At 54.0% G+C, this 12,607-nt stretch carries 13 protein-coding genes and 1 pseudogene; 11 read left to right on the top strand and 3 right to left on the bottom strand.

Features of this window, described 5'->3' with window-relative positions:
* Positions 1-179 (top strand): helix-turn-helix domain-containing protein (locus PBA01S_RS23415; protein WP_164744229.1); only part of this gene is annotated, 179 nt, incomplete at its 5' end.
* Between the two features lie 35 nt (positions 180-214).
* On the opposite strand, the gene PBA01S_RS21525 is transcribed toward PBA01S_RS23415, so the two are convergent.
* Positions 215-724, bottom strand: a complete 510-nt coding sequence (locus PBA01S_RS21525) for a hypothetical protein (RefSeq protein ID WP_009223641.1) — start codon at positions 722-724, stop codon at positions 215-217.
* 209 nt (positions 725-933) lie between these two features.
* Here PBA01S_RS21525 and PBA01S_RS21530 point away from each other — a divergent pair, with 209 nt between their 5' ends.
* Positions 934-1,119, top strand: a complete 186-nt coding sequence (locus PBA01S_RS21530; protein ID WP_009223642.1) for a hypothetical protein — start codon at positions 934-936, stop codon at positions 1,117-1,119.
* A gap of 83 nt (positions 1,120-1,202) precedes the next feature.
* Here the strand turns inward: PBA01S_RS21530 and PBA01S_RS21535 are convergent, their stop codons facing one another.
* Positions 1,203-1,331: a DUF4023 family protein gene (locus tag PBA01S_RS21535; RefSeq protein WP_016314269.1), complete on the bottom strand. Its 129-nt coding sequence runs from the start codon at positions 1,329-1,331 to the stop codon at positions 1,203-1,205.
* A gap of 157 nt (positions 1,332-1,488) precedes the next feature.
* Between PBA01S_RS21535 and PBA01S_RS21540 the strand changes: the two are divergent.
* Positions 1,489-1,641: pseudogene (locus tag PBA01S_RS21540) on the top strand (Gfo/Idh/MocA family oxidoreductase); the annotation flags it as partial.
* A gap of 85 nt (positions 1,642-1,726) precedes the next feature.
* Here the strand turns inward: PBA01S_RS21540 and PBA01S_RS21545 are convergent.
* Complete coding sequence (locus tag PBA01S_RS21545) at positions 1,727-2,560, bottom strand: aldo/keto reductase (RefSeq protein WP_009223643.1); 834 nt, start codon at positions 2,558-2,560, stop codon at positions 1,727-1,729.
* A gap of 282 nt (positions 2,561-2,842) precedes the next feature.
* Between PBA01S_RS21545 and PBA01S_RS21550 the strand changes: the two genes are divergently transcribed.
* The 8 genes from PBA01S_RS21550 to PBA01S_RS21585 form a co-directional block, all read left to right on the top strand.
* A complete protein-coding gene (locus tag PBA01S_RS21550; RefSeq protein WP_127576700.1) occupies positions 2,843-4,306 on the top strand; it encodes a catalase in 1,464 nt (487 codons plus the stop codon).
* 134 nt (positions 4,307-4,440) lie between these two features.
* Positions 4,441-5,229 carry an ABC transporter ATP-binding protein gene (locus PBA01S_RS21555; RefSeq protein WP_174844510.1) on the top strand — a complete coding sequence of 263 codons (789 nt, stop codon included), beginning with the start codon at positions 4,441-4,443 and terminating at the stop codon, positions 5,227-5,229.
* Positions 5,230-5,232: 3 nt separating this feature from the next.
* Positions 5,233-6,903: a hypothetical protein gene (locus PBA01S_RS21560; RefSeq protein WP_127576701.1), complete on the top strand. Its 1,671-nt coding sequence runs from the start codon at positions 5,233-5,235 to the stop codon at positions 6,901-6,903.
* The gene (locus PBA01S_RS21565) at positions 6,890-7,270 is read left to right on the top strand and encodes a nitrous oxide-stimulated promoter family protein (protein ID WP_332306491.1); all 381 of its coding nucleotides are present in this window, start codon (positions 6,890-6,892) and stop codon (positions 7,268-7,270) included. The genes PBA01S_RS21560 and PBA01S_RS21565 overlap by 14 nt, the downstream gene beginning before the upstream one ends.
* 182 nt (positions 7,271-7,452) lie before the next feature.
* Entirely contained in the window at positions 7,453-8,862 is a 1,410-nt protein-coding gene (locus PBA01S_RS21570) for a cytochrome ubiquinol oxidase subunit I (RefSeq protein WP_371859562.1), read from the top strand.
* Complete coding sequence (gene cydB, locus PBA01S_RS21575; RefSeq protein WP_085169838.1) at positions 8,849-9,865, top strand: cytochrome d ubiquinol oxidase subunit II; 1,017 nt, start codon at positions 8,849-8,851, stop codon at positions 9,863-9,865. The genes PBA01S_RS21570 and cydB overlap by 14 nt, the downstream gene beginning before the upstream one ends.
* Complete coding sequence (cydD, locus tag PBA01S_RS21580; protein ID WP_127576702.1) at positions 9,865-11,601, top strand: thiol reductant ABC exporter subunit CydD; 1,737 nt, start codon at positions 9,865-9,867, stop codon at positions 11,599-11,601. The genes cydB and cydD overlap by 1 nt, the downstream gene beginning before the upstream one ends.
* Positions 11,598-12,607, top strand: a 1,010-nt coding sequence (locus PBA01S_RS21585) for an amino acid ABC transporter ATP-binding/permease protein (RefSeq protein ID WP_255315413.1), incomplete at its 3' end; no start/stop codon positions are given. The genes cydD and PBA01S_RS21585, both read left to right, overlap by 4 nt.

Genomic DNA, 12,607 nt, shown 5'->3' on the forward strand with positions numbered 1-12,607 from the left:
GGCATAAATATCGCTATGGATACCGAAAAATCGCTGCTTTGCTCCGGATGAAGTGTCCGGTAAACCACAAATGTGTACGGAAACAATCAGTCACCGATTCATTTCCGACAACTGGCTGTTTAATCTTGAGAGGTGCTTTGATCCCTGTCTCACAAACGGGGATAGTCCCCAGTCCCTGAAGATTCACTCTGCTTTTTTTGCATGAAGGGGGGCGTTAAGACCGTCGCTTCGGCGCAATCATCAGCCCTGCACCGATAGCGATCAAGGCAATCGCTAATAACGGTTGGCCGAAGATCAGGCGGTTGTACAACGCGCCCAGCGAGAAGACGGCGAAGAACAATAACGAAAGCACGGTCAAAATGTTGATCGGGATCAGCAGGTATTTATTGCGGTTCCCGAACCAGTAAAACTCGAACAACCCCACGGCCGGAGCCAGAATGAAGCCGGGCCACAGGTACTGCCAGCTGTCAAATAATGTTGAAAGTTGACAGACGAGCCCGACGGTGAAGAGAATTCCCCCGGGGATGAGCAGCCCGGTTGCCTTGCGCCCAACGACCGAGAAATACAACCAGTGGAAGAACAGACCGAGCGGAAGGACAAATAAGGTCGGCCAGAAGGTGCCGAACAGCGTTCCCGCGCTGATCGCTTCCTTGCGGAAGAAGAAGAGATAGAGGCCTAGCAGGATGAGCACGGGCCCAATCCATGATTTTTTATTCCAATTCATACGCAAACTCCTTTGTTTATGTACTTATCTGTGATCAGCATACTACAAAAGCCGAAAGAAGACTTCAGTCTCTGGGGGAGACAAGAGCTGGACTTTAGTCCAGTTCCCCTGCCTTGGAATAAAAACAGCCCGGGGAAGAAACGCTAACCGAAGGAACAGGCAGGGCGGCCTTTCCATCCATCAGATCCTACTGAGGAGGTTAGAACAACATGGGAAATAACAAGCAGCATCGCAAGCCGGGCACCGGAAACGGCAGCAGCAACGGGCAGAATCAAACGACCGGTAACGGCGGAGAAGCGCAGAACGGACGCTTGGCGACGATCAAGAACCATAGCACTGAAGGCGGAGAGACGCTGAACGAATACATTTCCGGCCATGATAAGTACGAGGGATAAGCCGAAAGCCGAAAGCCGCTGCACAGGATTGTGAGCGGCTTTTTTCGGCGATGCCATCTTGAAGTAGCTAAGATACTTTGATGTTATTTTTGCGTGCCGTGCTGCTTGGTTGGAAGCTGGCCGGCCGGGTTGCCGTGCCCGCGCTTTTTGTTTTTGGCTTGCTTCTCCTGTTGATCGTGAACCTTCTCGACAAATTCGTGCAGATTTTCCATGAGGTTGATCGTCTCCTTGCTTGAAATAGGGTAGGTTGCAGATCTACATAGATCCGACTCTTCTGGATTACTATACCCCGTTCATGCCTTTTTCATCAGGTCGGGATGCTCTATACTTGCCTTCTTCGGACATGTACAATGAAGGGGACAACCACGGAACCACTTGCATAAGGAATGGGCGATTCGTGCCGCTGAAGCGGGCAAACATGTATTGTGCGAGAAGCCGCTGGCGTTGACGGCCGCCAAGGCGGAGGAAATGGCAGCGGCCGCGGACAAAGCCGGGGTCCTGCTGGCAGAAGCGTTTATGTACGGTCGAGTTATAGATTTGAAAAATAAAACGCGGGTTTGCTTGAGAGCGCTCAGGCAACCCGCGTTTTTGTATTTGGACAGAAGCCTTATTCCGGCTTACCAACGTACATGTCGTTCGGATGCGAGCCTTTGCGGCGATTGAGGTTCAAGCCGCTAATCTGCTCCATTTCAGCGTCCGACAGCTGGAAGTCGAACACGTTAAAGTTCTCCTCAATCCGAGACGGGGTGACCGATTTCGGGATCACGATCGTATTGTTCTGCAGATGCCAGCGGAGGACAACCTGTGCCGGCGTCTTACCATGGGCTTCGGCGATGGACTTCACCACCGCATCGGTCAGCACCTCACCGCCTTGCTCCAGCGGGCTCCAGGCTTCGATGTAAATATCATGCTTGGCGCAGAACGCTTTCAATTCGGTCTGAGTCAGGTGCGGATGGCATTCCACCTGGTTCAACACCGGCTTAATTTCCGTTTCATTCAGCAGACGCTCCAAATGCTCGATTTCGAAATTGCATACGCCAATCGCTTTAACGCGTCCATCGCGGTACAGCTTCTCCAACGCCTTGTAGGTTTCCACGTACCGGTCGACTTTTGGCATCGGCCAGTGAATCAAGTACAAATCGACATAATCGAGACCAAGTCTAGCCAGACTTTCGTCATAAGCTCGGAGCGTACTGTCGTAACCCTGGTCGCTGTTCCATACTTTCGTGGTGATGAACAGCTTCTCACGAGGGATACCGGACTGCTTAATCGCCTTGCCGACCCCCACCTCGTTGCGGTAGATCATCGCCGTGTCGATGGAGGTGTAACCTACCTCCAGCGCCTTGGCGACTGCGGCCGTAGCCTCCTCATCAGGCACCTGCCAAACTCCGAACCCTAGCTGCGGCATCTGTAAACCATTATTTAAAGTGATGAATTCCATGACGCGTCGCTCCTTCTTTGGTGAATGTTTCCTAATTTCAGGGAGAGTATAGCATCAATTGGTACATTTTTCAAATGACTTCAGACGACAGATGTCACAGAATTAACATACTCACGCAGGTCCTCCCATATTCTCAATAATGGAGGGTAAAAAGAAGGCAGCTGAACAATCTTCATCAACCCCTCATGGAACCTTCATGCAGTTTAGAGGGGGGCATGGTACTATTTATTATAGTTTTTAGAATAAGTCTTAGTGTAATAATAAATCGAAAGGGATGATTTCATGGATAACCGGCTGACAACGAATACGGGAGCTCCGGTAGGCGATAATCAAAATTCTCGGACGGTAGGGCAGCGCGGCCCTACACTGTTGGAGGATTACCATCTGCTGGAGAAGCTGGGCCATTTCGACCGCGAACGGATTCCGGAACGCGTCGTGCATGCCCGGGGGGCAGGCGCCCATGGGGTATTTGTTACCGAGCGCAGCATGAAGGAGTTCACGAAAGCTCATTTCCTGCAGGAGGTAGGACGCGAAACTCCGGTGTTCGTCCGTTTCTCTACGGTCATTCACGGGCAAGGCTCTCCGGAAACGGCGCGTGACCCGCGGGGATTTGCGGTGAAGTTTTATACGGAGGAAGGCAACTACGATTTGGTGGGTAACCATCTTCCGGTCTTCTTTATCCGCGACGCGATTAAATTTCCGGACATGGTGCACTCGCTGAAGCCAGCTCCGGACACGAACATCCAAGACCCGGCGCGGTATTGGGATTTCATGACTCTGTCCACCGAATCGACGCATATGATGACCTGGGTGTTCTCGGACTATGGGACGCCGGCGAATTACCGCCAGATGGACGGCTTTGGCGTGCATGCATTTAAGTGGATCAATGCCGAAGGCAAGATCACGTACGTCAAATACACCTGGAAAACGAAGCAGGGGGTAAAGAACCTCTCGGCGGCGGAAGCTCAAGAAGTACAAGGTCGAGATTTCAATCATGCGACTCGCGACCTGTACGACCATATTGCGCGCGGGGAATTCCCGCAGTGGGAGTTGAATGTACAGCTCATGCCAGTGGAGGATCTGGATCGTTGGAGCTTCGACCCGCTGGATCCCACGAAGGTATGGCCGGAAGACAGCTATCCCTTGATCAAAATCGGCACAATGACGCTAAACCGCAATCCGCAAAACTTCTTCGCGGAAGTCGAGCAGTCAGCGTTCTCGCCAAGCGTGCTCGTGCCTGGGATTGAACCTTCAGAGGATAAGCTGCTGCAAGGCCGGTTGTTCTCTTACCCGGATACCCAACGGTACCGGCTGGGTGCGAACTATTTACAAATCCCGGTGAACTGCCCGTATGCTCCGGTCCGCAACCATCAGCGGGACGGCTTCATGAACGTGAAGCAGGATCCATCGCCAATCAATTATGAGCCGAACAGCTTCGACGCCACTCCGAAGGAAGATCCGGCTTACCGCGACAGTGTAGTGCCGGTCAGCGGACACATCGGCCGGGAGAAAATCACCAAAACCGACGATTTCACCCAAGCGGGCGAGCTGTATCGAAGCTTTACGGCTGAGGAGAAAGATCATCTAATCTCTAACCTGGTGAACGATTTGAAACAGACCCCGGAGCAAGTTCAACTGCGCGCGGTGTGCAACTTCTTCCGCGCTGACAAAGAATACGGTATGCGCCTGGCACAAGGGCTTGGCGTAGATATCAACGGCTTTATTCCATCCAATGTCCAGGGATAATCGATATCCCTTTTATATAAAGAAGGCATCTTCCGAACCGTTAGGATCGGGAGGTGCCTTTTTGTGTGAAGATTTCAGCTCCGGGCGTAAGGAGATGTATGGTAAACTGAGGGCAGTAGAAAGGGGCTGAATCGATGAGGACGACAATGAATCCTGTGATTAAGCTGGCGGATTTACGCATGAGCTATGGGGGACATCACGTTCTGAACGGGGTGGATTTGGAGGTGTATCCGGGCCAGATTATCGGCTACATCGGACCCAACGGGGCAGGGAAGAGCACGACCGTCAAGATTATGCTAGGCCTGGTTGAAGGGTATCAAGGTGAGGTCCGGGTCTTTGGGCAAAATCCCGGCGACGGCGATGTCAGCTACAAGAAAAGAATCGGATACGTTCCGGAGATCGCCGAGCTGTACGATACGTTGACCGCTTCTGAATACTTGACCTTCATTGGTGAACTGTACGGCTTATCCGCCGATGACGCCGAGATGAAAGCTCGGCGAATGATGACGGAATTTGGTCTTGGGGACGCCTTTAACTCCCGAATTTCAACTTTCTCGAAGGGCATGAAGCAGAAGGTGCTGCTGGTTTCCAGCCTGCTGCATAATCCGGACGTGCTGTTCCTGGACGAGCCGCTGAGCGGACTGGACGCCAACAGTGTCATGGTCGTGAAAGAAATGCTTGCTCTCTTGGCGTCGCAAGGCAAGGCGATTTTTTACTCCTCTCATATCATGGACGTGGTCGAGAAGATCAGCAGCCGGATCGTCCTGCTGGACGGAGGACGAATTGTGGCCGACGGCAGCTTTGACGAGTTAAAGGCCCAGAACCATGAAGGTTCGCTGGAACAGATCTTCAACCAGTTGACCGGATTTAATGAGCATCAGGATATTGCCAGCCGGCTTGTATCGATCGTGCAAGAGGTGTAGCGGATGGAAGAAATGAAGAGCTTGCTAGTGTTGGACCGGTTCCGTGGTGCATTCGAGAAGATGGGCGTGGATTATTCGGTGATGCGCCGAATCGTTCAGGTAAAGCTGGCGATGGATGCGAGAAGGAAGCCTACGCTGGCCAAAAGTTCAAATCAGAAGCGGAAACAGGATACCGCGGAGAGCAACCAGTTTCTCCGCTCTCTGTGGATGTATGTCCTGTTTGGCGGACTGAGCTCGATGTTCGTGCTGATGGGGGATAATCTGCTGTTTCAGATGAGCATCTTGTTTGGCATTATGATGTTTATGGTGATGACCTCGATGATCTCCGATTTCTCCTCGGTGCTGCTAGATATTCGGGATCGAAGCATTTTGGCGACGAAGCCGATTAACCGCCGTACGCTCACGATGGCGAAGACGGTGCATATCTTTATTTACCTGTTCTTTTTGACCGGAGCCATCGCGGTGATTCCGCTGGCGGTTGGATTAATTCGGCAGGGGATCGGGTTCTTTGCCCTGATGCTGCTGCAGCTCATCCTGATGGACTTGTTGATCGTGGTGCTGACCGCGCTGTTGTATTTGGTCGTGCTGCGGTTTTTTGACGGTGAGAAGCTGAAGGATATGATCAATTACGTGCAAATCGGGATGACGATCACAATTGCGGTAGGTTATCAGGTGTTGGTCCGGCTGTTCGACTTCACGGAGATGGACATCGTCTTCAAGCCGGCGTGGTGGCAGTACTTGGTGCCGCCGGTATGGGTGGGCGCTTCCTTCCAAACGCTGCTTCACCCGGGCGAAGGTATGACGTATGCCGGTCTGGCGGTGCTGTCCGTCGTTGTTCCGCTAGCCGCATTCCTGCTGTACCTGAAGCTGATGCCGGCTTTGGAACGGAACCTGCAGAAGCTGGCGGAACCCAGCGCGAAGAGCGGGCAGCGGTCGGGGAAGATGCTGCGCCGAATCTCCGATTGGCTTTGCTCCACGCCGCAGGAGAGCGCCTTCTTCCGTTTCACCTGGTCGATGCTGGGAACGGAGCGTGAGTTTAAGCTGAAGGTGTACCCTTCCCTGGGCTTCTCTATCGTGTTTCCTTTCATCTTCTTATTCTCGAACGGACTCGATCAGGGCTTGGAAGGGATCTCCGGTTCCCGTTCGTATTTGTTCATTTATTTTAGCGGGATTATGCTGCCAACGCTCATCATGATGCTGCGTTACTCCTCCCGATATAAAGCGGCTTGGATCTACCGGACCGCCCCGATCACCAGCGAAGCGTCTATTTACAAAGGGGCCTTGCTGGCGAGCTTGGTTCGGCTTATGCTGCCTTTGTATGTGGTGGAGGCGGCGATTTTTGCCGTGCTGTTCGGAGCGTCCATTATCCCTGACTTGATTGTGGCAGGACTCGCGATGTTTGCTTACGCGATTTTTTGTTTCCTATGCATGCGCAAGGGACTACCTTTCTCTGAACCCTTTGAAGCGGCGGGGCAGCAAAACCAATCCTTTGTATTCATGGGGTTGATGCTGCTGCTCGGCGGATTTGGCTTGCTGCATTGGCTTGCAACGTCGCTTCCGTTTGGGGTTGTGGCCTACGGGCTGCTGATGATCGCAGGGACGTGGCTGGGATGGAGACTGGCTTTTCGGACGCAGGGAACGAAGAAGGTGGCAAGACCGGATGGCAATGACTAAGAACAACGGGCCGCGAATTCGCCGGGAAAAGAATACTGTGACCCGAATGATCGCCTTATATTGTCGTAAGGAACATGGCGACAGGGAGCGGACCCACAGGCGCGCAGCGGTTCATCATCCTGCGACAGTGTTGTTATGCGACGAGTGCGCCGAGCTTCACCGATATGCTGAGCAGCGGCTTGACCGCTGCCGGTTTGGTGAAGGCAAGACCACGTGCCTGGCGTGCCCTGTGCATTGTTATGCGCCGGTCCAGCGGGAGCGGATTCGCCGGGTGATGGCTTTTGCCGGACCGCGGATGCTGTGGCGGCACCCGGTGTTAACCCTGATGCACCTCCTCGATGGCGTGAAGAAGGGCCATTCACAGTAATGTCATAAATTGTACGACCCTCAAAAAACGTTGATCTGATGCGGGTTTCAGGCCATGTTCGGAATTGTGACATTTCTCATGTGATTTCTGTCACAAAATTATTACTTTTTCCCCGTTCGTTTTCATGGATCAGTGATAGAATTCACATTAGATAATAATTATTTGAAAGTAGGGGAAAAGAAATGCTGGATCCGATTGTGCTTGCTCGCCTTCAGTTTGCGGTGACAACGATTTTCCATTTCTTCTTCGTACCCTTGTCCATCGGCCTGGTGGTGCTGATCGCCATCATGGAAACGATGTACGTCGTGAAGGGCAAAGAAGAATACAAACGGATGGCCAAGTTTTGGGGGAAACTGTTCCTTATCAACTTTGCGGTAGGGGTCGTGACGGGGATTCTCCAAGAATTCCAGTTCGGGATGAACTGGTCGGATTACTCTCGCTTTGTTGGCGACGTATTTGGTGCGCCGCTGGCGGTGGAGGCGCTGTTTGCCTTCTTTATGGAATCAACATTTATTGGGCTGTGGATCTTCGGTTGGGATCGTTTGTCCAAAAAAGTGCACCTGTTGTGTATTTGGCTAGTTGCTTTAGGGACGACCGTCTCGGCGTTCTGGATTTTGGCCGCGAACTCGTTTATGCAACGTCCGGTTGGTTTCGAGATCAACAACGGCCGCGCAGAAATGAACGACTTCTTCGCTTTGATCAGCAACGGGCAATTGTGGGTGGAATTCCCGCATACCGTGTTGGGCGCTTTTGCCACAGGAGCTTTCTTGATCGCTGGGGTCAGCGCTTATAAATTGATGAAACGTCAAGATGTGGCGTTCTTCAAAAGATCGTTTACGATCGGCATTATCGTGGCCTTGATCGCTTCGTTCGCCACGGCGTTGTTTGGTCACCAACAAGCGCAGTACCTGGTGAAGACGCAGCCGATGAAAATGGCGGCTTCCGAAGGGCTGTGGGGCAAGTCGGGTGACCCTGCGCCTTGGACGCTGTATGCCCATATTGATTCGGACGATGGGAAGAACAATTTTGAGATCAAAATTCCTTACCTGCTGAGCTTCCTGTCTTACAGTAAGTTCTCCGGTGAGGTTAAAGGCATGCACGAGCTGCAGGCCGAATATGAACAAACTTATGGTCCTGGCGACTACATTCCTCCGGTACGGACGACCTTCTGGAGCTTCCGGATCATGATTCTCGCCGGCTGTTTGATGATCGTGCTTGGGATGTACGGAACGTATTTGGCATGGCGCAAAAAGCTTGAGAACCCAAAAAACAATTGGTTTTACCGCGTGATGCTGTGGTCGATTTCGCTGCCGTTTATTGCGAACACCTCCGGCTGGATTATGACGGAGATCGGGCGTCAGCCATGGACGGTATTTGGCTTGATGCAGACCGCGGATAGCGTATCGCCAAGCGTCACCGGCGGACAAATTCTGTTCTCCCTGATTGCCTTCACCCTCATTTATGGGGCGCTTGGCGCGGTGATGGCTTACTTGTTCGTGAAAGTGATCAAGAAAGGACCCAATGAGATCGCCATCACCAGCCGTGATCAGGTCGGGGATCCATTTGGTAAGGAGGGATATCATGTCTCTTAATGAGCTTTGGTTTGTCCTTGTCGCGGTGTTGTTTGTGGGGTTCTTCTTCTTGGAAGGCTTCGACTTCGGGGTGGGAATGAGCACCAAGTTTTTGGCCAAGAATGATATGGAACGCCGGGTTCTGATCAACTCGATTGGCCCGTTCTGGGATGCGAACGAAGTTTGGCTGCTGACCGCCGGGGGCGCGATGTTCGCCGCTTTTCCGAACTGGTACGCCACGTTGTTCAGCGGCTACTATACACCGCTTGTCGTTTTGCTTCTCGCCTTGATTGCGCGGGGCGTTGCCTTTGAGTTTCGCGGCAAGGTGGACAGCGGCAAATGGAAAGGCACCTGGGACTGGGCGATCTTCCTCGGCAGCCTGTTGCCTCCGTTCCTGCTGGGCGTTGTGTTCTCCGGCCTGCTGAAGGGCTTGCCGATTGGCGAAGACATGGAAATGAAGGCCGGACTGTTTGATATGGTGAACCTGTACACGTTGATCGGCGGGATCACGGTTGTGATGCTGTGCCTCGTTCACGGGCTGCTGTTTGCCTCCTTGCGGACGACCGGCAGCTTGCAAGAACGTGCCCGTAAGCTGGCTCACAAGCTGCTTATTCCGCTGGCCGCCCTGTTCGTGATCTTTGGCGTGCTGACGTACTTCGAAACCGACGTATTTGAAGTGCGCGGCTTGCTGATCAGCCTGGTGGCTGTACTGGGCGTCGTTGCTTTTGTCCTGGCAGGCTGGTTTATGAATAAGCAAAAAGACGGCTGGGCGTTTGGCATGACCGGTGCGATGATCGCTTTGTCGATTGCTGCGGTATTTGTGGGGCTATTCCCACGGGTGATGGTCAGCTCGATTAGCGATGCGTTCTCCTTAACGATCGATACCGCTTCTTCCGGCCACTACTCGCTGAAAGTCATGACGATCGTCGCATGCAGCTTATTGCCATTCGTGTTAGGCTATCAAATATGGAGCTATTTCGTATTCCATAAACGCGTACACGAGAAGGAGCATTTAGAATATTAATGGGACGCGGATTAATGAAAATCGCGGGGATCAAGCAGGTCATGATGATCATGGCCTTGCTGACCCTCGTTCAGAGCTTTGCAATCATCTGGCAGGCCAAATGGTTGGCGGAGGTGATCTCCGCCCTGTTTGCCGGGGCCAAGCTGCAGGAACAAGCCGGCGGGGCCGGCTTGTTCCTGCTTGCTTTTATCGTCCGTCAGGGCTGCGGCATGATGCAGCAGAAAATAGCGTATGCTTTTGCCGAAGAGACGGGACGAAGCTTGCGGGAGCGGGTGCTGGAGAAGTTGTTTCAGCTGGGGCCGCGTTTTGCCGGGACCGCGGGAACCGGGAATTTGGTGACGTTGGTGCTTGAAGGGGTGACCAAGTATCGCAATTACCTGGAATTGTTCCTGCCGCGCATGCTGGCCACGGGAATCACCCCGATCTTGATTTTGGCTTATGTGTATAAGCTCGATCTGGCTTCCGGGATCATCCTGACGATTACGATGCCGATTCTGATCGCCTTTATGATCCTGATCGGGCTGGCGGCGCGCAAGCAGACTGAGCGGCAGTTGAAATCGTACCGGACGTTGTCGAACCATTTCGTGGATTCGCTGCGCGGGCTGGAGACGCTCAAGTTCTTGGGACGCAGCAAATCGCATGTCACGTCGATCGAACGGGTCAGCGACGCTTACCGGTCAGCGACGATGAAGACGTTGCGGGTTGCCTTCCTGTCCTCGTTTGCTTTGGACTTCTTTACGATGTTATCCGTTGCTTCGGTGGCGGTCAGCTTGGGGCTTCGATTGGTGAATGGCGAGATGGTGCTGTTGCCGGCCTTGACCGTGCTGATTCTGGCGCCGGAGTACTTCCTGCCCGTTCGGATGGTTGGCGCTGACTTCCATGCCACCCAGGACGGGAAGGCGGCAGGCGAAGCGATGAACGAGATCATCGCCACTGCGGATGAGGAGGCGGCGAAGGCGGCACCGGTTCCGGCCGGTATGAACTGGACGTGGGCACCGGAAAGCACGTTAAGCCTGCGCGGGGTTGGCGTCGTTCACGAGGAGGAAGCTAGGCCTTCCTTGGCTGAAGTGAACTTGACGCTGGGCGGCATGGGCAAAATCGGCATCATCGGCGAAAGCGGGGCCGGCAAATCGACATTGATCGATGTGCTTGGCGGTTTTCTGCGGCCAACTTCGGGCCGGTTGGTGCTGAACGGGACGGAGTTGGGGGATTTGACGGCCCAGGGCTGGCGGGAGCAAATCACCTATATCCCGCAGAAGCCGTATATTTTCAGTGGGACGTTGGAAGAGAATATCCGCTTTAATGCGCCGGAAGCGACGCGAGAAGAGGTGGAACGCGCGGCGGCAGCTGCTGGTCTGGATGGGCTCGTGCGCAGCTTGCCGGGCGGATTGAACGAGCAGATTGGCGGCGGCGGCCGGCCTCTGAGCGGCGGTCAGGAGCAGCGTGTGGCGTTAGCCCGGGCTTTGCTTAGCAAGCGGCCAGTCATTTTGCTTGATGAACCCACGGCGCATTTGGACATCGAGACGGAATATGAGCTGAAGCACACGATGCTGCCTCTGTTTGAAGGGAAGCTGGTAATTTTGGCGACCCATCGAATGCATTGGATGCGCGAAATGGATCGGATCATGGTTATGGAGCAAGGCCGCGTCGTCGAGGCAGGGACGCATGCCGAGCTGATGGCCAAGCGCGGAGCATATTATCGGTTGGCGGCGGCGCAGCGGGAGGAGATCAAATGAAGCAGGAGTCCTGGGTTCGGCCTTATTTTCGGTTATATAGCGGGCGGTTTGCGTTATATCTGATTCTGGGCGTGTTAACGCTGGTTTCCGCCGGGATGTTGATGTTCACTTCCGGGTTCTTGATCTCAAAATCCGCGTTACAGCCTTACAACATCTTGCTGGTGTATGTACCGATTGTAGGGGTTCGCACGTTTGGGATCGGGCGAGCGGTCATCCATTATGTCGAACGGTTGGTTGGGCATGACACGGTGTTGCGGATATTGGCGAAAATGCGCGTGCGGCTCTATCGCGTGTTGGAACCGCAGGCGTTGTTCATTCGATCCCGGTACCGGACGGGCGACATTCTTGGCGCGCTTGCCGATGATATTGAGCAGCTGCAGAATGTGTATATCCGTACCGTCTTTCCAAGCGTCGTGGCGTTGATTCTCTATGCAGCCGTGATCGTGGCCATGGGCGTGTTCGACGTGACATTTGCGTTGCTGTTAGCCGCGTATATCCTTGTGCTCGTCGTCGTGCTGCCGTACCTTTCGTTGCGGTTGACGAAGCGGACGAACGAGGAGGTTAAGCAAGAACGGAACGGGCTGTACCAGAAACTGACCGATGCCGTCATGGGGATCGGGGATTGGGTGATCAGCGGACGTTCGGCGGAGTTCCTTCAATCGTATGAGCAAGACGAGGCTGCCGTTGCGCGGAAGGACCGCAAGCTGCGGGCTTGGGCACGCTGGCGCAGCTTTATCGGTCACTTGGTTGTAGGCCTCGTCGTCGTATCGATGGTGTATTGGGCCGGCGGCGAAGCTGCGGCTGGCCGGATCGACGCTACGCTGATTGCGGCGTTTGTGCTGATCGTGTTCCCGCTGTCGGACGCGTTCCTGCCGGTGTCCGAAGCAGTGGAGCGCACGCCGCAATACCGCGTGTCCCTGGACCGGCTTGCGCGGATCTCGGGCGGCGACAGTGCTAGTGCCAGCCGAGCGGCGGCAGGCGGCTCGCAGCCGGGCGCAGCGGGCGA

It is taken from the genome of Paenibacillus barengoltzii NBRC 101215, from assembly GCF_004000745.1.
GTDB classification, from domain to species: domain Bacteria; phylum Bacillota; class Bacilli; order Paenibacillales; family Paenibacillaceae; genus Fontibacillus; species Fontibacillus barengoltzii.

Excerpts from the sequence above, each read along its gene's own strand:
- cydD (WP_127576702.1), top strand. The coding sequence starts at position 9,865 with ATGGGACGCGGATTAATGAAAATCGCGGGGATCAAGCAGGTCATGATG.
- PBA01S_RS21530 (WP_009223642.1), top strand. The coding sequence starts at position 934 with ATGGGAAATAACAAGCAGCATCGCAAGCCGGGCACCGGAAACGGCAGC.
- PBA01S_RS21570 (WP_371859562.1), top strand. The coding sequence starts at position 7,453 with ATGCTGGATCCGATTGTGCTTGCTCGCCTTCAGTTTGCGGTGACAACG.
- PBA01S_RS21525 (WP_009223641.1), bottom strand. The coding sequence starts at position 724 with ATGAATTGGAATAAAAAATCATGGATTGGGCCCGTGCTCATCCTGCTA.
- PBA01S_RS21555 (WP_174844510.1), top strand. The coding sequence starts at position 4,441 with ATGAGGACGACAATGAATCCTGTGATTAAGCTGGCGGATTTACGCATG.
- PBA01S_RS21565 (WP_332306491.1), top strand. The coding sequence starts at position 6,890 with ATGGCAATGACTAAGAACAACGGGCCGCGAATTCGCCGGGAAAAGAAT.
- PBA01S_RS21535 (WP_016314269.1), bottom strand. The coding sequence starts at position 1,331 with ATGGAAAATCTGCACGAATTTGTCGAGAAGGTTCACGATCAACAGGAG.
- PBA01S_RS21560 (WP_127576701.1), top strand. The coding sequence starts at position 5,233 with ATGGAAGAAATGAAGAGCTTGCTAGTGTTGGACCGGTTCCGTGGTGCA.
- PBA01S_RS21545 (WP_009223643.1), bottom strand. The coding sequence starts at position 2,560 with ATGGAATTCATCACTTTAAATAATGGTTTACAGATGCCGCAGCTAGGG.
- PBA01S_RS21550 (WP_127576700.1), top strand. The coding sequence starts at position 2,843 with ATGGATAACCGGCTGACAACGAATACGGGAGCTCCGGTAGGCGATAAT.